This is a genomic window from Bauldia sp. (assembly GCF_020442045.1).
Classification (GTDB): domain Bacteria; phylum Pseudomonadota; class Alphaproteobacteria; order Rhizobiales; family Kaistiaceae; genus Bauldia.
Genome location: NZ_JAGRLA010000086.1, coordinates 35,439 through 51,684, shown reverse-complemented (window position 1 = coordinate 51,684; position 16,246 = coordinate 35,439). Strand labels below are relative to the sequence as shown.

The following is a 16,246-nucleotide window of genomic DNA, read 5'->3' as shown; positions in this document are numbered from 1 at the left end:
GCGCGATAGGCGTCGAAGGCCGCCGCCGCGACACGGACAAGCGTGCGGGCATCCCCGGCCATCTCGACCATCGCGCCGTCGCGGCGGAGCACCCCGTCGGCGGCCAGCCGGTCGAGAATGGGAAGGGCGTCGGCAACCGCGTCGACAGGCACGCCATGCCGGCCGCAGACGTCGGCGATGTCGACGCGGAAGTCGCACATCAGGCGCTCGATCAGGTCTGCGCGGAGGCGGTCGTCGTCGCGAAGCGAGAAGCCGCGCACCGCGGCGAGCTCGCCCCGCGCGATCGCGGCGAGGTAGTCGCGGGTGACCGCGGCGTTCTGGACGTAGCCCTGGGGCAGGCGGCCGATCGCCGAGGCACCAAGGCCGATCAGCAGGTCGGCGGCGTCCGTGGTGTAACCCTGGAAGTTGCGATGGAGGGCGCCGGTGCCGGCGGCTTCCGCCATGGCGTCGGCGGGCAGGGCGAAGTGGTCGAGCCCGATGCGATCATAGCCGGCCGCTTCGATCTCGGCGGCGATCGCCTCGGCCTGGTCGTTCCGCTGGTGACCGCCGGGAAGCGCCGCCGCGTCGATCCTGCGCTGGTGGCGCTTGAAGTCAGGGACATGCGCATAACCGAAGACCGAGAAGCGGTCGGGCCGAAGCGCGAGGCAGGCGCGGACGGTCTCGAGGCAGGATGTGACGGTCTGGTGAGGGAGGCCGTAGATGAGGTCGAGGTTGATTCCCTCGATGCCCGCCCCGCGGAGCTTTTCCACGGCGGCGGCGGTCTCGGCGAAGCTCTGTCGCCGGCTGATCGCCGCCTGGACCGCCGGATCGAGGCTCTGGACGCCGAGGCTCGCCCTGGTGAAGCCGGCTTTCCCCAGCGCGGCCGCCATTTCAGCGGTAAGAACACGCGGGTCGATCTCGATGGCGACCTCGGCCCCGGAGCGAATGTCGAAGGCGCCGCGGAGCCGGGCCATGACAGCGATAAGCTCGGCCGGCTGGACGATGGTCGGCGTGCCGCCGCCGAAATGGAGATGGGTGACCGCGAGATGCCCCGGCAGGCGCCCTGCGACCATGCCGATCTCCGCGCCAAGGGACGCCAGATAATCGGTGACCGGCTGTTGCCGGGTGGCCACCGATGTGTTGCAGCCGCAATACCAGCACATCCGCCGGCAGAAGGGGATGTGGACGTAGAGCGATCCGCGGGCGTCAGCGGGAACCTCGCCGAGCCATTCGGCGTAGCGGGATGGCCCCACGGCGGCGCTGAATTGCGGCGCGGTCGGGTAGCTGGTGTAGCGGGGGAGCCGCTCGTCGGCGTAGCGTGCGGCAAGGTCCGGGCGCATGGTCGGGCGAATCCGTTCAGATAACCATCGCCAATCAAGCCCATCGCGGCCGACGCGACTTTGCGCTAGCGCAAAGATACGGGAACCGGAATCATGACCCCTTCGCGAAAGGAAATGGTGGAAGCATGGCCGAGGCAGATGATTCAGGGGTCGTCACGGCGGCGATCCTGGTGATCGGCGACGAAATCCTCTCCGGACGAACCAAGGACAAGAATATCGGCTATATCGCCGAATACCTGACCAATGTCGGCATCGACGTCCACGAGGTCCGGGTCGTTCCGGATGTCGAGGATGAGATCGTCGCGGCACTCAACGCGCTCCGCGACCGCTACGACCATGTCTTCACCACCGGCGGCATCGGCCCGACCCACGACGACATAACGGCCGATTCCGTCGCCAGGGCCTTCGGCGTTCCGATCGACGTCGATCCGCGGGCCCGGGCGTTGCTGCTGGAACGCATCCCCGAGGACCAGCTCAACGCGGCGCGGCTGCGCATGGCGCGGATTCCCGAAGGTGCCGAGCTGATCGAGAACAGCGTCTCGAAGGCGCCCGGCTTCACCATCGGCAACGTCCATGTCATGGCGGGCGTGCCGACGATCATGCAGGCGATGCTCGACGCGGTCGCACCAAGCCTCGCAACCGGCAGGAAGATGCTGTCCCGCTCGATCCCGACCGGACTGAAGGAGGGCGACATCGCCGCACCGCTGGGAGATATCCAGAAGGACTTTCCGGACGTCTCGATGGGGAGCTATCCGGGCTTCGAGGAAGGCGTCGGCTTCACCACGACGCTGGTCCTGCGGTCGCGCGACGAGGCGCGGCTCGGGGCCGCCGCGACCGTGGTCGAGGCGATGCTGGCGGAGCTTCGCTCCGGCCGGCTTGTCGATACCTGATTTTCCTGTGGACCGTCGCGCGGTCCAGCTTGGCACGCCGGTTGGCGCGGCCGATGGTTCGGGACCAATGACAACTCGAAAGGACGGACATGGCCGATCCGAGGGCCGACAAGGCATTCCCGGTTTCCTGGGACCAGTTTCACCGAGATGCGCGCGCGTTGGCCTGGCGGCTTTCCGACAAGGGATCGTGGCAGGCGGTCGTCTGCGTCACCCGTGGCGGGCTGGTGCCGGCGGCGATCATCGCCCGCGAGCTGGGGATCCGCCTGATCGAGACGGTGTGCGTCGCCTCCTACCATGACTACAAGGAGCAGGGCGGGCTGGACGTGCTGAAGCCGGTCGGCCAGGACTTCGTCGATCTCGCCGAGGGTGACGGTTCCGCGGTGCTGGTGATCGACGACCTTGTCGATACCGGCAAGACCGCCAGGATGGTGCGCGACATGGTGCCGAAGTGCCACTATGCGACGGTCTACGCCAAGCCGGCCGGGCGGCCGCTGGTCGACACCTTCATCACCGAGGTCAGCCAGGACACCTGGATCTACTTCCCCTGGGACATGGGCTACGCCTTCCAGCCGCCGATCGCACAGGGCGAACAGGGATAGGCGGCGATCCTCCAGCGACAGGACGGCGACCTGTCGTGTGGGCTTCCCGACGACGACCCTGCTAGGATCGCCGGAAAGGGACGGTCCGTGACGGGCCAATGGCAACGACCGAGCTTTGGGGGCGAGACGCGGCATGGCGACGATCACCTATCTGACCACCGTCGAATTCGGGGCCGGCGTGCTGGCCGGACTGCCGGAGCAACTTGATGCGGTGGCCGTCGACCGTCCGCTGATCGTCAGTGATCGCGGACTGGAACAGACCGGACTGGTCGGGCGGATCGCCGAACTCTGTCCCGCCGGGGCGCCGGTCTTTCTCGACGTGCCGACCAACCCGACCGAGGCCGCGGCGAAGGCGGCGCTTCGGGTCTATCGGAGCGAGGGATGTGACGGGCTCGTCGCGGTGGGTGGTGGCTCGCCGATCGACCTTGCCAAGGGGGTGGCGCTGCTCGCCACCCATGCCGGACCGCTCGAGGAATACGCGGCGATCTATGGCGGCGTGGCGCGGATCGCCGCCGTCTCGCCGCTGATCGCCATCCCGACCACCGCCGGCACCGGCTCCGAAGTCGGGCGGGCGGCGCTGATCACGCTCGATGACGGGCGCAAGCTCGGCTTCATCAGCCCGCATCTCATCCCGCGCCGCGCGATCTGCGATCCCGAGCTGACCCTCGGCCTGCCGCCCGGCCTGACCGCGGCGACCGGCCTCGACGGTTTCAGCCATTGCGTCGAGACGCTGCTCTCGCCGCGCTTCAACCCGCCGGCCGAGGCGATCGCGCTGGATGGCGCTGGCCGTATCTGGCGGAACCTCGAGCGCGCCGTCGTTGATGGCAACGACATCGCGGTCCGCACCGAGATGATGATGGGGGCGCTCGAAGGCGGCATGACCTTCCAGAAGGGCCTCGGCGCCATCCACGCCCTGTCGCATGCGCTCGGCGGCCTGAAGGAGCCGAACCTCCACCACGGGACGCTGAACGCGATCCTCCTGCCGCCGGTGATCCGTTTCAATGAACCGGTTTGCGGGGAGAAGCTTGCCCGCCTGAAGGCAGCGATCGGCCTCGACGAATCCGCCGATCTCGCCGCCGAATGCGAGGCGCTCAACGCGCGGATCGGCATCCCGGCCGGGCTCAGGACGCTGGGATTGCAGGAGGACGCGCTCGGTTGGGTGATCGAGCGGGCGCTCGCCGACCACAGCCACGCGACGAACCCGCGCGAGGCGGCGGCCGCGGATTATCGCGCCATGCTCGACGCGGTCATGGTGTAAGCACCGGCGCAAGACGGACATCGAAAGACGAGGAGGACCCCATGCCAAACCACCCAGCGATCGAGGCCGGCCGCGCCGCGGTCATCACAGGCGGGGCGTCGGGCATCGGTCTCGCGGCCGCCAAGCGGTTCGCCGGCTTCGGCATGAAGATCGCGATCGCCGATCTCGACCCGTCGGCGCTGGAGGCGGCCGCGGCGGCGATCGACGACTCCGTGCCGGGCGGCGGCACCCGGGTGATCACCGTGCCCTGCGACGTCAGCCGGATGGAGGAGGTGCAGGCGCTGCGCGAGCGGGTCTACGATGCGTTCGGCGACGTCGCCGTGCTGATGAACAATGCCGGGACGGCGCCCGGCGGCGGCCCCTTCGACCACTACGACCGCTGGCAGCGGGTGATCGGCGTCAATCTGTGGGGCGTGATCAACGGCGTCCACGCCTTCAGCCCGGCGATGATCGGCCAGGGCAATGCGGCGATGATCGTCAATACCGGTTCCAAGCAGGGCATCACCTGTCCGCCCGGCGACACCGCCTATAATGTCTCGAAGGCGGGGGTGAAGGTGATTACCGAGGGGCTCCAGCACAGCCTGCGCAACATCGAGGACTGCAGGGTGACCGCCCATCTCCTGGTGCCCGGCTGGACCTTCACCACGATGACCGCCGGCGGCGCCACGGAAAAGCCGGCCGGCGCCTGGTGGCCGGACCAGGTCGTCGACCTGCTGTTCGAGGCGACGGGGAAGGGCGATTTCTACATCATCTGCCCGGACAACGACGTGACCCGCGAGATGGATGCCAGGCGGATGCTGTGGGCGGCCGGCGACATCGCCGAGAACCGTCCGCCCTTGTCGCGCTGGCACGGAGGCTATGACGAGGCTTTCGCCGCGTTCCTCAAGAGCTGATCGCCCTGTTGGTCGCCGAGCCTGACGGGCGTGTCGCTCAGGCGACTTCCATGCAGGCGAGGCAGATTTCCCTGACGTGGCGGTGGTCGGTGCCGCAACAGCCGCCCATCACCGTCAGCTGGGGCTGGCGCCGGCGCAGCTCCGCGTAGCGCCTGCCGAGATCGACCGGGTCACCGTCGTCGAGCTCGGTCGCCTCGTCGAGTTCGGCATGGCTCAGGGACGACGCGTTGGCGCGGAGCCCCTGGATGCGCTGGACCCAGATCTCGTCGCTGTCGAAGAGATGATCGAAATGGGTCGGGTGGGCGCAGTTGATCATGTAGTAGGTCGGCGCGGCGCCGGTCGCGAGGTCGACCATGGCGATCGCCTCCTTGAGCGAGTGGCCGCTGGGCAGCCGGCCATCGGTCTCGACGGTGAATGAGATGACGACGGGCATCTCGGCCTTCGCCGCCGCGCGGGCGATGCCGATCGCCTCTTTGGGGTAGGTCATCGTGATTGCCGTGACCATGTCGGCATCGGCGCGGCGGAAGGCGTTGATCTGGGGCGCGTGGTAGCGTTCGGCCTGTTCCGGGGTCATCGCTTCGCCGGCGACATAGCCGTCGCCGCGGGGCCCGACGCAGCCGCTGATCACCATCGGCGAGCGCGGCGTCTCGAAATCGCGCCGGAGCTCCTGCATCAGGGCGATGGCTTCGTGATTCATCGCGACGGTGGCCCGGTCGCTGTAGCCGAGTTTCGCGGCCCAGTCGGGATTGGCCCGCCAGGTTGGCGATTCGAGCACGCAGCCGAGCCCGGCCTCGGCGGCCGTCTCAGCGAAGGGCCGGTAATAGTTTCGCAGCACGTCGCGCCCGGCGGCGTCGCGCAGCAGGTCGAAGGCCGCGAAATAGGGAAGGTCGATCCCTTGCTGGAAGATCAGAAAGGTTTCGATGCCGCCGTCGGTCAGGAAGACGTCGTCTCCACTGATCTGGGGAAGGCTGGCGCGATATTTCGCCATTCGTGTCCATGCTCCAGGGGAATGCCGGAAGCCGGCAAGGAATCTCCGCAACCATCTACCTTCGCCCGCCGATTCCGGCTGTGACGTAGATCACACCGGCGGCGGCGGGACGGGCCCGCCGGCATCAACTTCCGGTTAAGGTCATCCACCTAACGTCAGTTGAACACTGGATTTTTGTGGCCTAGCAAAGGTCGCCCGATGGATTCGGCTCGTGAGGCATGAGGCGGATTCGAGGGATTTCGAGTGGCGACTGGCCCCCTGACGATTCCGAAGGCGGAGGAAGAACCCCATGGCGAAGATCGTTGTATCCGGCCCGTTCGACGGTCCGAATTTTGTCGATGGCCTGAGCAAGCAGACCCACGACTACCAGGTCATCAACTCCAAGAAGGCGGTGCTCCATACCTTCGTCGGGGGAATGGATCCCAGCATCACCTACACGATGACCCTGCACGGCAAGGGCTTCGGGGTGGACAGCAACGGTCGCTTCACCGGCATCGTCGAGGGCTTCGACGCGGTCGACAACAGCCAGTCCAACACGTCCTGGACGGTGACCGGCTACAACACCCCGCTGGACGTGGTGAACACCAATGCCACGGCGGTAAGCTTCGTCGGGCTGCTGGTTTCGCCGGTCGAGTGGAAATACATCGGCAGCCAGTATGACGACAATTTCCTCGGTGGTCCCTTCCAGGACATCTTCAGGGGCAACGGCGGCGACGATACCTTCCAGGGGCTCGGCGGCGACGACATCTTCAAGGGTGGCAGCGGCAACGACACGCTGAACGGCGACGAGGGCAACGACGCGGTCAAGGGCGGCAGCGGCGACGACATCCTCAACGGCGGCACCGGCGACGACAGCCTGAAAGGCCAGAAGGGCGCCGACACCATTCACGGCGACGAAGGCGTCGATACCATCCTCGGCAGTTCCGGTCTCGACATGCTCTTCGGCGACGAGGGTGGCGACACGATCGATGGCGGCAACGGCAACGACCATATCGAAGGCGGCGCCGGCGCCGACATGATGTACGGCGGCAACGGCGTCGACATGCTCTACGGCGGCCTGGCTGGCGACACGATCTATGGCGGCAAGGGCGGCGACACGATCGAGGGTGGCGACGGTGTCGACAATCTCTACGGCGACCAGGGCGCCGACATGATCTTCGGCGGCGACGCAACCGACCAGCTGTTTGGCGGCAACGGGAACGACGTGCTCCAGGGCGGCGCCTCCTCGGACTTCCTGACCGGCGGCAAGGGCAACGACATCCTTTCCGGCAACGTCTCCGGGACGCCGACCCCGGACGGCGGGTTCGATGCCTTCTTCTTCAGCGGCAAATTCGGCGACGACATCATCACCGACTACGAGATCGGCTACGACCAGATCGTCCTCGAGGGCTTCCACAAGAAGGACGTGACGATTGTCGAAGGCGCGACCGACGTCACGATCGTGGTCGACTACAAGGGATCCCAGACGATCCTGGTCGAGAACGTCGCCGGCCAGTTCGATGCCCATGCGGACATCGTCTATGGCTGAGGCGGGTGCCTGAAACGGAGGCCGGCGACAAGCGCCGGCCCCGTCACTTCCGATGCCTGCGGCCGGATCCTAGAGGTCCGGACCGCGGATCGCGGCCGCCGCATCGTTGAGGATCCTGGCCACCCTCCGCTGTTCCTCTTCCGGTGCGTCGAGCTTGCCAGCGATCGCGGCCTTCAGCGTCCGGCGCGCCTCGTTGACCTCCGGGATCACGCCGGGGATGTCGTTGGCCGCGCCGTCCTCGCGGTGGTAATACCAGGCGCGCGCCTGGGCCATCCGTTCGCCGAACGCCGCCATCTCCGAAAGGATGCCTTCGGCGACGCCCCGGTTCTCGTCGAGATGCCCACGGCCCGCGTCGGTGATCGCGTAGACCTTCTTGTTTCCTTCCGCCTGCGCCGTCGCATAGCCAGCCTCCTCGAGGTAGGTGAGGGTCGGGTAGACGACGCCCGGGCTCGGGCTGTAGGCGCCATGGGAGCGCTCCTCCAGCGCCTTGATCACGTCATAGCCATGGCGCGGCCGCTCGGCGAGGAGGGCGAGGACGACGAGCCGCAGGTCGCCGTCGGCGATCATCTTGCCGCCGCGGAAGGGATCGGGCGGCCCGCGCAAGCGGCCGCCGAACGGCCCGCCGCGGTGTCCCATGCCGCCGAAGCCATGGCGGGCGGCGGCGCGCAATGCGTGATGGCGGGAGTGATGACACATATGCATTTCGTTTCTCCGTACGTTATATCGTGAGACATAGCGTAATGAGTCGGCGATCGTCATTCAAGATATAACTTACGATAAGTCGTACGCTATGACGGATCTGCCGTCGAGCAGCGCCCCGGCTTGCCAAGGCACGTCCCGCGGCTTACCGAGGGCATGGCAGCGGACGTGGCGGAATTGGTAGACGCAAGGGACTTAAAATCCCTCGGAGGCAACTCCATGCCGGTTCGATCCCGGCCGTCCGCACCAACGCCGCGGCGTTTCATGCGCCGATCCGCCCATATCCCCGACCGCAATTGCCAAGGCCCCCGGACAAGCGAGGCTTTTGGAGGGTGCCCAATTCTGGATCAGGCCCTCCGGGAAAAACCTCTCATCCAGGCATGATCCAAAAATGATTGCAATTTTGTGCAGAAATGTGTTTCGTAGCAATTCGTAACTGAAAGAACATGCAGTCCGGGGCGGTGGAGCGGCTCCGGGCAGGGCTATCGGCCAAGCCGATCGAGCTCACGGGGAGGGGGAAGGCCTGCGGCATGTTCCCAGGAAACCTACGGCGGGGGGAGGCAATGCCATCATCGTTTTTGCGTGACCTTGGTCAGGCCGCCAATCCCGAGCCGGGACGCGCGCCGGCGTATTGAACCGGCGAAACAATTCCGGCGCGCACCGGTCCTGGCGCGCCGCGGACCACTCGGAAGGGCCAACAGGAGGAGCACATATGAAGTTTTCACATGCACTGGCCCTGTCATGCAGCGCCCTGCTCTTTGCAGCGCCGTATGCAAATGCCGAGGTATTGACGATCGCAACCGTCAATAACAGCGACATGATCGTCATGCAGAAACTGTCCAAGCAGTGGGAGGAGGACACCGGGAACGAACTGAACTGGGTCGTGCTTGAGGAAAATGTCCTGCGCCAGCGCGTCACCACGGACATCGCCACCAAGGGCGGACAGTTCGACATCATCACCATCGGCGCATTGGAAACCCCGCTATGGGGCAAGGCCGGCTGGCTCGTGCCGCTCGACGATCTGGGCGACGACTATGACTATGGCGACATCTTCGAGTCGGTGCGCAACGGCCTGTCGGTGGACGGCAAGCTCTATGCGGTGCCCTTCTATGCCGAAAGCTCCTTCACCATGTACCGGACCGACCTGTTCGAACAGGCCGGCCTGACCATGCCGGAAGAGCCGACCTGGTCGCAAATCAGCGAGTTTGCCGAAAAACTCACCGACAAGGACAAGGAGCAATATGGCGTCTGCCTGCGCGGCAAGCCGGGCTGGGGTGAAAACATGGCCCTGATTGTGCTGATGGCCAATGTCTGGGACGGCACATTATTCGACATGGACTGGAACCCCCAGTACACCACCAAGCCCTGGGAAGACGCTGTCGCCTTCTATGTCGACCTGATGAACAAATACGGCCCGCCCGGCGCCACCAGCAACGGTTTCAACGAGAACCAGGCCCTGTTCATGGAGGGGCACTGCGGAGTCTGGGTGGATGCGACATCGGCGGCCGGCAGGCTCTATGGCGAAGACTCCAAGGTGGTCGACAAGATCGGCTATGCGAAAGGTCCCGGTGAAGTCACCAGTGTCGGCAATGGCTGGTTCTGGGCCTGGGCGCTGTCGATCCCGCAGACATCGACCAAGCAGGATGCGGCCAAGAGCTTCGTGAAATGGGCAACGTCCAAGGACTATGTCAAACTGGTCGCGGAGACCGGCGGCGTCGTGACCTCGCCCCCCGGCACCCGCAAGTCGACCTACACCCAGGCCTACATGGACGCCGCTCCCTTCGCGGCCATGACCCTGAAGGCAATCGAGACGGCCGATCCGTCCCATCCGACCGAAAAGCCGGTGCCCTACACCGGCATCTCCTTTGCCATCATTCCCGAATACCAGGGTCTCGGCACCTTCACCGGCCAGGCGGTTGCCGGTGCGCTCGCAGGCCAGACCACGGTGGAACAGGCACTTGAATCGGCACAGAATAATGCCGTGCGTGTCATGACCCAGGCCGGCTACATCAAGTAGCCGGAGGGTCCTCCCGGGCGTCCGGCAGTTCCCATTCTGCCGGACGCTTTTTTTGCCTCGTCATACGGCGCGTGCAACGCTATGCAGTCTTGTGCCGCAATGTGCCGCGTCGCCCGACAATGGCCCACTTGTCGCAGATGATCCGGACATGGCATCGGGGAACCACATGTATCTTGAAAAATCACGTTTGAACGGAAAGACGGCTTTCATCACCGGCGGCGCCGGCGGCATCGGGGTGGCAACCGCCGAAGCGCTGGGCGAAGCCGGCGCAAAAGTCATCATCGCCGACATCTGCGAAGAACCGCTGGACAAGGCCGGTGCCGCCCTCAAGGCCAAGGGATACGCGGCCGCGACCGTGCTTCTCGACGTGACCGACCCGGACAGGGTGGGCGTCGTGGCAAAGGAGATGGAAGCGGAACATGGCGGTGTCGACATCCTGATCGCCAATGCCGGCATTGCCTGGCCCGACACGCCCGGCGAAGACGTCTCCGACGAGCTGTGGAACCGTGTGATCGATGTCAACCTGAACGGCGTTTTCTGGTGCTGCCGTGAATTCGGGCGGGCCATGGTCGGGCGCGGCAATGGCACGATCGTCACGGTTGGCTCCATGTCCGGCGTGATTGCCAACAATCCGCAACGGCAGGTCCATTACAATGCGGCCAAGGCCGGCGTGCACCACATGACAAAGTCCCTAGGTGCCGAATGGGGCGAAAAGGGCGTGCGCATCAATTGCGTTGCCCCGACCTATGTCGACACGCCCATGTCCAACACCAGCTTTGACGATCCCGAAAGGATGCCGATCTGGATGGATTTCACGCCGATGCGGCGCGTGGCGCGTCCCGATGAAATCGCTTCCGTCATCCTGTTTCTGGCGTCTGACGCATCAAGCGCAATGACCGGCGCAACGGTTCTGGTCGATTGCGGCTACACCTGCTGGTAGGTTCCGATCGCCGATTTCGAGGTCCCGTTCCCATCACCGGCGCCGGTGATCTCCCTCAGCTGCGCGCGGCGCTCTTCCCGTGACGAAACATGCCTCGCCCGGCCGCCGGGCAACCGAGGAGCGCCGATCGTCCTTGTGTCGTAGGGGGGCGCGTCGGTGATCACCGGTGTGACGCCGCCGATCGATGGCGGGTCCGGCGCCTTCTAGCCCCCACGCCCTTGTTGCCCAGCACAGCCTGCAAGCGGAGAAACCGTCATGAACGAATTGCAAGACAAGATTGCCGTGGTCACCGGCGCTGCCTCGGGTATCGGGCTGGCGTCAAGTGAAGCGATGATGGGGGCCGGGGCGACGGTTGTCATGGTTGACCGTGACGAAGAGGCGCTTGCGGCGCTTGCGGACAAATGGGGCGGCAAGATGATCGCCCAGGTGACGGATCTGCTCGATCCGGAAAGCTGCGCGGCGATGGTCCCGCAGATTCTGGAAAAGACCGGTCACATCGATATTCTTCATTGCAATGCCGGCACCTATATCGGCGGTGATCTGGTCGACACCGATGCGGCGACCATCGACCGGATGCTCAATCTCAACATCAATGCCGTCATCAAGAATGTGCATGCGGTGCTGCCGCACATGATCGGCCGTGGCACCGGCGACATCGTGGTGACGAGCTCGCTGGCCGGGCACAGCGCGATCAGGCACGAACCGGTCTATTCGGCCTCCAAATGGGCCGTGACGTGTTTTACGCAGACCGTGCGGCGCCAGGTCAACGGCCACGGCATTCGCGTGTCGCAGGTGTCACCAGGCCCGGTGATTTCCGCCCTTCTTGCCGACTGGGAGCAGGACCGGCTGGATGCGGCCAAGGCGGCCGGAGCGCTGATCGAGCCGGACCAGGTGGCGCAGGCGGTGATGTTCATGCTCACCCGCCCGCGCAATGTGACGATCCATGACGTGATCGTGCTGCCGACCAATGTCGATGCCTGACGCCGCGTGACGGGTCAGGGCAGGCGCTGCCCCTGCGCGTCGAAGCGGTGCAGGTTGTTGAGGTTCGGCGTCAGGTAGATCCGGTCGTTGTGATGCAGGTTGACCTCGCCGCCGGCGCGAACCGTCAGCGGTGTCGGCAGCCAGTCGACGGCAACGTGAAAAAACGTGTCGCTGCCCAGATGCTCCGAAAGGCCGACCGTACCGCTCCATGTGCCTTCATCCGCTGACACGTCGACATGCTCGGGGCGAATGCCGATCGTGTGGGCGCCATGTTGTTCGGCCTGCGGTCCCTCGATGAGATTCATTTTCGGGCTGCCGATGAAGCCGGCGACGAAGGTGTTGCGCGGCTCGCGGTAAAGGTCGAGCGGCGAGCCGACCTGTTCGATCACCCCCGATTGCAGCACCACGATCTTGTCGGCCATCGTCATCGCCTCGACCTGGTCATGGGTGACATAGATCATGGTGGTGGCGAGGCGCTTGTGCAGCTCGCTGATCTCGAGGCGCATGCCGGCGCGCAGGGCGGCGTCAAGGTTGGAAAGCGGTTCGTCGAACAGGAAGGCCGCCGGTTCGCGCACGATCGCCCGTCCGATCGCGGCGCGCTGCCTTTGGCCGCCCGACAACTGGCCCGGCCGCCGGTCGAGATAGTCGGTCAGGTTCAGCACGGCCGCCGCCTTCGAGACCCGCTGTTCCCGCTCCGCCTTGTCCATGCCGGCCATGCGCAGCGGAAAGGCAATATTCTTGCGCACCGACATGTGCGGATAAAGCGCATAGCTCTGGAACACCATGGCCAGGCCGCGCCGCGCCGGCGGAATGTCGGTGGCATCCTTGCCGTCGATCAGCAGCCGGCCGGATGTCACATCCTCAAGGCCGGCGATCAGGCGCAAAAGGGTCGACTTGCCGCAGCCCGAGGGACCGACAAAGACGACGAACTCGCCGTCATCGATTGTCAGGTCCAGCGGACGGATGACTTCGACATCGCCGAAGCTCTTCGAGACCTGGTTGAGTTCAAGTTGGCCCATTGTGAGGTGTCCGTGATGTTATTTGACCGCGCCGAAGGTGAGGCCGCGCACAAGTTGCTTCTGGCTGAACCAGCCCATGACGAGGATCGGCGCGATCGCCATGATCGATGCCGCGCTGAGCTTGGCGTAAAACAGCCCCTCCGGGCTTGAATAGCTGGCGATGAAGGCAGTCAACGGCGCCGCGTTCACGGTCGAGAGGTTCAGCGTCCAGAAGGCCTCGTTCCACGCCAGAATGATGTTGAGCAGGACGGTCGACGCCATGCCCGGAACCGCCATCGGCGCCAGCACATACAGGACCTCCTGGCGCAGGCGCGCCCCGTCCATGCGCGCCGCTTCCAGAATCTCGGCCGGGATCTCGCGAAAATAGGTGTAGAGCATCCAGATGACGATCGGCAGGTTGACCATCATCAGCATGAAGACGAGACCGCTGCGGCTGTCGAGGATCCCGAGATCGCGAAAGATCAGGTAGAACGGCACCAGGACCCCGACGGGCGGCAGCATCTTCGTCGACAACATCCACATCAGGACGTCCTTGGTGTGCTTCTTGGGCACAAAGGCCATCGCCCAGGCTGCGGGAACCGCGATAAGCAGGGCGATCAGCGTCGAGCCGAGCGCAATGATGACCGAGTTGGTGAAATGGAGGAAATAGTCCGAGCGCTCCTGTACGGCCGCATAGCTCTCCAGCGTCCAGCCCGATGTCAGGATCTGGTACGGCGTGCGGACCGCATCGGTCTCCGACTTGAAGGACAGGACCAGGATCCAGATCACCGGAAAGAACATGCACAGGCCAAGCATGCCGGCCAGGGCAGTGTAGGCGGCCTTGCGTTTCTTCGAGACGGCGCGTGCCATCGCTCACTCCCTCAGGCGTCGAGATTCTTGCCGATCATCCGCATCAGGAAGATCGCGACGATATTGGCCAAGATGATCGCGATCACGCCGCCCGCGCTGCCCATGCTGACGTCAAATTGCAGCAGCGAGGAAACGTAGATCATGTAGGTCAGGTTGGTCGTCGAAACGCCCGGCCCCCCGTTGGTCGTCACGAGAATTTCGGCAAACACCGACAGCAGGAAAATCGTCTCGATCAGGATCACCACGGTGATCGCCCGCGCCAGGTGCGGCAGCATGATGAAGATGAAGCGGGACGGCCATTTGGCGCCGTCCATCTCGGCGGCCTCCAACTGTTCCTGGTCAAGCGACTGCATTGCCGTGAACAGGATAAGGGTCGCAAAGGGCAGCCATTCCCATGCCAGGATGAAGATGATCGACAAAAGCGGAATCTCGGAAAAGAAGTCGATCGGCTGAAATCCGAGGGCTTTTGCGATATGGCCGAAGAACCCGTTGACCGGGTTCATGAACATGTTCTTCCAGACAAGGCCCGACACGGTGGGCATGACGAAAAACGGCGCAATCACCATGATGCGGATGACGCCGCGGCCCCACATCGGCAGGTCGAGCAGCAGCGAAAAGGCAATGCCGCCGACAACCGTGATCGCAAGGACGCCGCCGACAAGCAGCAGCGTGTTGATGATCGCCGCCTGGAAGGTCGGATCCGTGACGAACCAGTAATAGTTGCTCCAACCGGTCAGGTCGCGCGGACTGGGCACATGCAGGCCCTTGCCGAACAGGCCGATCACCATCTCGTTGCCGGACGGCATCATCAGGTTGAACCTGAGGAAGGAAAAATAGAGCGTCAGGGCAAGCGGAATGATCATCCAGGCCAGCAGCAGGATGACCGCCGGCGAAATCATCAGGCGGGCCGCGGACCGTGAACGTTTCGTCGCCATGCGCTCCCCCGGGCTTTGCGAACGACTTTTTTGGAACCTCGAAGCCGGCCCTCCCGCCTGCTTCCCGCAGCGCCGACAGTTCGCGCGACAGGAGGTTCCGGGACCGCAAGGTCCCGACTCGCCGAGGGGTGTAACGCATTTCTGCAATGAATTGCAACCGCAACAAATCGCCGGCCGGCCGAGCGCGGTCGCAGCGGCAAGGCGGCGTTGTCAGTGGCTACCGGTCCGTTCGAGAATCGCCAGCGCCGTTGACGTGTCGGTCACCAGGGCATTGATCATGCGCGACCGCACGGCGCCGATGATCGAAGGCGCTTTTTCGACCGAGACGGCGACCCCGATCGACAGCCGGGCATTGCGCAGCTGGTCGACCGAGGCGGCGATCATGCGGCCTTCGCCGTCCCAGGGCACGACATTGCCCTGGACATCGAAATAATGGCGGATGACGTCACCGACGGCGTCGGCCGACAGGCTGTCATCCCGGAGGAGGCTGTGGCTTTCGGGATCGGCATCGCGGTGATGCAGTCCGACGCCGACAATCGTGCAGTCGATGCGGTCCCACAGATCGACCTTTTCGCGGATCCCCGGATCACCGAGAAAGGCGTCGCGCAGGGAGGCGCTGGAGAAATAGGGCGCGTGCATGAAATGCGCCTTGCCGCCGGTCTGCTCGGCAGCGTTGCGCACGAATTCGTTTATCTGCAGATGCGGCGCCGATTCCTGGTGGCCGCCGTTGAGCGCGACGACATGGACGTCCGGCATGCGCGGCAGGCCGGCCTGGATCACTTCGCGCACTGCCCGTCCCCAGCCGATGCCGATCACCGAGCTGGGTTTCAGATCGGCCTGGCGCAGCAGGTCGCGCAGCGGCGTCGTCAGCGCCGCGAGAATGCCGGTCGAGGGCGTATCGATCACCGCGGCGGCCTTCAGGCCGAGCGCCTCGGCGAGCCGCTCGGTGATTTCTTCGGGGACGACCGGATCCAGCACCTCGATGCGAACGATGCCGAGCGCACGGGCCTTGTGCAGCAGGCGGGACACGGTGGAGGTCGACACGTTGAGCTTGCGCGCAATTTCGACCTGCGCCATGTCTGCCTCATAATGCAGCTTTGCCACCATGTGCAGCGTGGCACGCGAAGACAGGTCGAGGGGCAGCTTCGTTTCCAGATTCTGCTTGCGGCATGGATTAGATCCCAAAAAGGGTACACGAAACATGTCCGGGCCTCAATGGCGACGCCGGGACCGGAATTGACGGCCAGACCTGCCGCCGGCTGCGCCGCGGAAGAAAAAATGGGCCGCTTCATCAATCGCGCGGCGATGCGGCGCTGACCGACGGGCGCCTC

Annotated in this window: 15 protein-coding genes and 1 tRNA gene; 9 read left to right on the top strand and 7 right to left on the bottom strand. The window is 64.9% G+C overall.

Going from position 1 to position 16,246, the window contains the following annotated elements; genetic code table 11:
- Nucleotides 1-1,319 (bottom strand): oxygen-independent coproporphyrinogen III oxidase (gene hemN / locus KDJ86_RS09935; protein ID WP_291745141.1); only part of this gene is annotated, 1,319 nt, incomplete at its 3' end.
- 125 nt (nt 1,320-1,444) lie between these two features.
- Here hemN and KDJ86_RS09930 point away from each other — a divergent pair.
- The 4 genes from KDJ86_RS09930 to KDJ86_RS09915 all read left to right on the top strand — a co-directional run bounded on the left by KDJ86_RS09930 (nt 1,445) and on the right by KDJ86_RS09915 (nt 4,959).
- Nucleotides 1,445-2,209 (top strand): competence/damage-inducible protein A, encoded by a 765-nt coding sequence (locus tag KDJ86_RS09930; RefSeq protein WP_291745139.1) that lies wholly within the window; start codon nt 1,445-1,447, stop codon nt 2,207-2,209.
- Nucleotides 2,210-2,298: 89 nt separating this feature from the next.
- On the top strand, nt 2,299-2,808 hold the full coding sequence (gene gpt / locus KDJ86_RS09925) for a xanthine phosphoribosyltransferase (protein ID WP_291745138.1): 510 nt from the start codon (nt 2,299-2,301) through the stop codon (nt 2,806-2,808).
- 133 nt (nt 2,809-2,941) lie between these two features.
- Nucleotides 2,942-4,066 (top strand): 4-hydroxybutyrate dehydrogenase, encoded by a 1,125-nt coding sequence (gene gbd, locus KDJ86_RS09920; RefSeq protein ID WP_291745137.1) that lies wholly within the window; start codon nt 2,942-2,944, stop codon nt 4,064-4,066.
- A gap of 41 nt (nt 4,067-4,107) precedes the next feature.
- Nucleotides 4,108-4,959: an SDR family NAD(P)-dependent oxidoreductase gene (locus tag KDJ86_RS09915; protein ID WP_291745135.1), complete on the top strand. Its 852-nt coding sequence runs from the start codon at nt 4,108-4,110 to the stop codon at nt 4,957-4,959.
- Nucleotides 4,960-4,996: 37 nt separating this feature from the next.
- Here the strand turns inward: KDJ86_RS09915 and KDJ86_RS09910 are convergent, their stop codons facing one another.
- A complete protein-coding gene (locus tag KDJ86_RS09910; RefSeq protein ID WP_291745134.1) occupies nt 4,997-5,947 on the bottom strand; it encodes a homocysteine S-methyltransferase family protein in 951 nt (316 codons plus the stop codon).
- A gap of 289 nt (nt 5,948-6,236) precedes the next feature.
- Here KDJ86_RS09910 and KDJ86_RS09905 point away from each other — a divergent pair, with 289 nt between their 5' ends.
- Nucleotides 6,237-7,475 (top strand): calcium-binding protein, encoded by a 1,239-nt coding sequence (locus KDJ86_RS09905; protein ID WP_291745133.1) that lies wholly within the window; start codon nt 6,237-6,239, stop codon nt 7,473-7,475.
- Nucleotides 7,476-7,544: 69 nt separating this feature from the next.
- On the opposite strand, the gene KDJ86_RS09900 is transcribed toward KDJ86_RS09905, so the two are convergent.
- A complete protein-coding gene (locus KDJ86_RS09900) occupies nt 7,545-8,177 on the bottom strand; it encodes a PadR family transcriptional regulator (RefSeq protein ID WP_291745132.1) in 633 nt (210 codons plus the stop codon).
- Between the two features lie 159 nt (nt 8,178-8,336).
- On the opposite strand from KDJ86_RS09900, the gene KDJ86_RS09895 reads away from it, so the two are divergent.
- From KDJ86_RS09895 to KDJ86_RS09880, 4 genes are all read left to right on the top strand, one after another.
- Nucleotides 8,337-8,423, top strand: a tRNA-Leu gene (locus tag KDJ86_RS09895).
- A 463-nt stretch (nt 8,424-8,886) separates the two neighbouring features.
- Entirely contained in the window at nt 8,887-10,191 is a 1,305-nt protein-coding gene (locus tag KDJ86_RS09890; RefSeq protein WP_291745130.1) for an ABC transporter substrate-binding protein, read from the top strand.
- Between the two features lie 166 nt (nt 10,192-10,357).
- A complete protein-coding gene (locus KDJ86_RS09885) occupies nt 10,358-11,131 on the top strand; it encodes an SDR family NAD(P)-dependent oxidoreductase (RefSeq protein ID WP_291745142.1) in 774 nt (257 codons plus the stop codon).
- Between the two features lie 255 nt (nt 11,132-11,386).
- Nucleotides 11,387-12,112, top strand: a complete 726-nt coding sequence (locus tag KDJ86_RS09880; RefSeq protein WP_291745128.1) for an SDR family oxidoreductase — start codon at nt 11,387-11,389, stop codon at nt 12,110-12,112.
- Nucleotides 12,113-12,126: 14 nt separating this feature from the next.
- On the opposite strand, the gene KDJ86_RS09875 is transcribed toward KDJ86_RS09880, so the two are convergent.
- The 4 genes from KDJ86_RS09875 to KDJ86_RS09860 form a co-directional block, all read right to left on the bottom strand.
- On the bottom strand, nt 12,127-13,131 hold the full coding sequence (locus tag KDJ86_RS09875) for an ABC transporter ATP-binding protein (RefSeq protein ID WP_291745126.1): 1,005 nt from the start codon (nt 13,129-13,131) through the stop codon (nt 12,127-12,129).
- Between the two features lie 18 nt (nt 13,132-13,149).
- A complete protein-coding gene (locus KDJ86_RS09870) occupies nt 13,150-13,980 on the bottom strand; it encodes a carbohydrate ABC transporter permease (RefSeq protein ID WP_291745124.1) in 831 nt (276 codons plus the stop codon).
- A gap of 11 nt (nt 13,981-13,991) precedes the next feature.
- Nucleotides 13,992-14,915: a carbohydrate ABC transporter permease gene (locus KDJ86_RS09865; protein WP_291745123.1), complete on the bottom strand. Its 924-nt coding sequence runs from the start codon at nt 14,913-14,915 to the stop codon at nt 13,992-13,994.
- 210 nt (nt 14,916-15,125) lie between these two features.
- A complete protein-coding gene (locus KDJ86_RS09860; RefSeq protein WP_521085277.1) occupies nt 15,126-16,022 on the bottom strand; it encodes a sugar-binding transcriptional regulator in 897 nt (298 codons plus the stop codon).
- Between the last annotated feature and the right edge of the window lie 224 nt (nt 16,023-16,246).

Coding starts and splice junctions, on each gene's coding strand:
- KDJ86_RS09930 (WP_291745139.1), top strand. CDS start 1,445: ATGGCCGAGGCAGATGATTCAGGGGTCGTCACGGCGGCGATCCTGGTG.
- gpt (WP_291745138.1), top strand. CDS start 2,299: ATGGCCGATCCGAGGGCCGACAAGGCATTCCCGGTTTCCTGGGACCAG.
- gbd (WP_291745137.1), top strand. CDS start 2,942: ATGGCGACGATCACCTATCTGACCACCGTCGAATTCGGGGCCGGCGTG.
- KDJ86_RS09915 (WP_291745135.1), top strand. CDS start 4,108: ATGCCAAACCACCCAGCGATCGAGGCCGGCCGCGCCGCGGTCATCACA.
- KDJ86_RS09910 (WP_291745134.1), bottom strand. CDS start 5,947: ATGGCGAAATATCGCGCCAGCCTTCCCCAGATCAGTGGAGACGACGTC.
- KDJ86_RS09905 (WP_291745133.1), top strand. CDS start 6,237: ATGGCGAAGATCGTTGTATCCGGCCCGTTCGACGGTCCGAATTTTGTC.
- KDJ86_RS09900 (WP_291745132.1), bottom strand. CDS start 8,177: ATGCATATGTGTCATCACTCCCGCCATCACGCATTGCGCGCCGCCGCC.
- KDJ86_RS09890 (WP_291745130.1), top strand. CDS start 8,887: ATGAAGTTTTCACATGCACTGGCCCTGTCATGCAGCGCCCTGCTCTTT.
- KDJ86_RS09885 (WP_291745142.1), top strand. CDS start 10,358: ATGTATCTTGAAAAATCACGTTTGAACGGAAAGACGGCTTTCATCACC.
- KDJ86_RS09880 (WP_291745128.1), top strand. CDS start 11,387: ATGAACGAATTGCAAGACAAGATTGCCGTGGTCACCGGCGCTGCCTCG.
- KDJ86_RS09875 (WP_291745126.1), bottom strand. CDS start 13,131: ATGGGCCAACTTGAACTCAACCAGGTCTCGAAGAGCTTCGGCGATGTC.
- KDJ86_RS09870 (WP_291745124.1), bottom strand. CDS start 13,980: ATGGCACGCGCCGTCTCGAAGAAACGCAAGGCCGCCTACACTGCCCTG.
- KDJ86_RS09865 (WP_291745123.1), bottom strand. CDS start 14,915: ATGGCGACGAAACGTTCACGGTCCGCGGCCCGCCTGATGATTTCGCCG.
- KDJ86_RS09860 (WP_521085277.1), bottom strand. CDS start 16,022: ATGGTGGCAAAGCTGCATTATGAGGCAGACATGGCGCAGGTCGAAATT.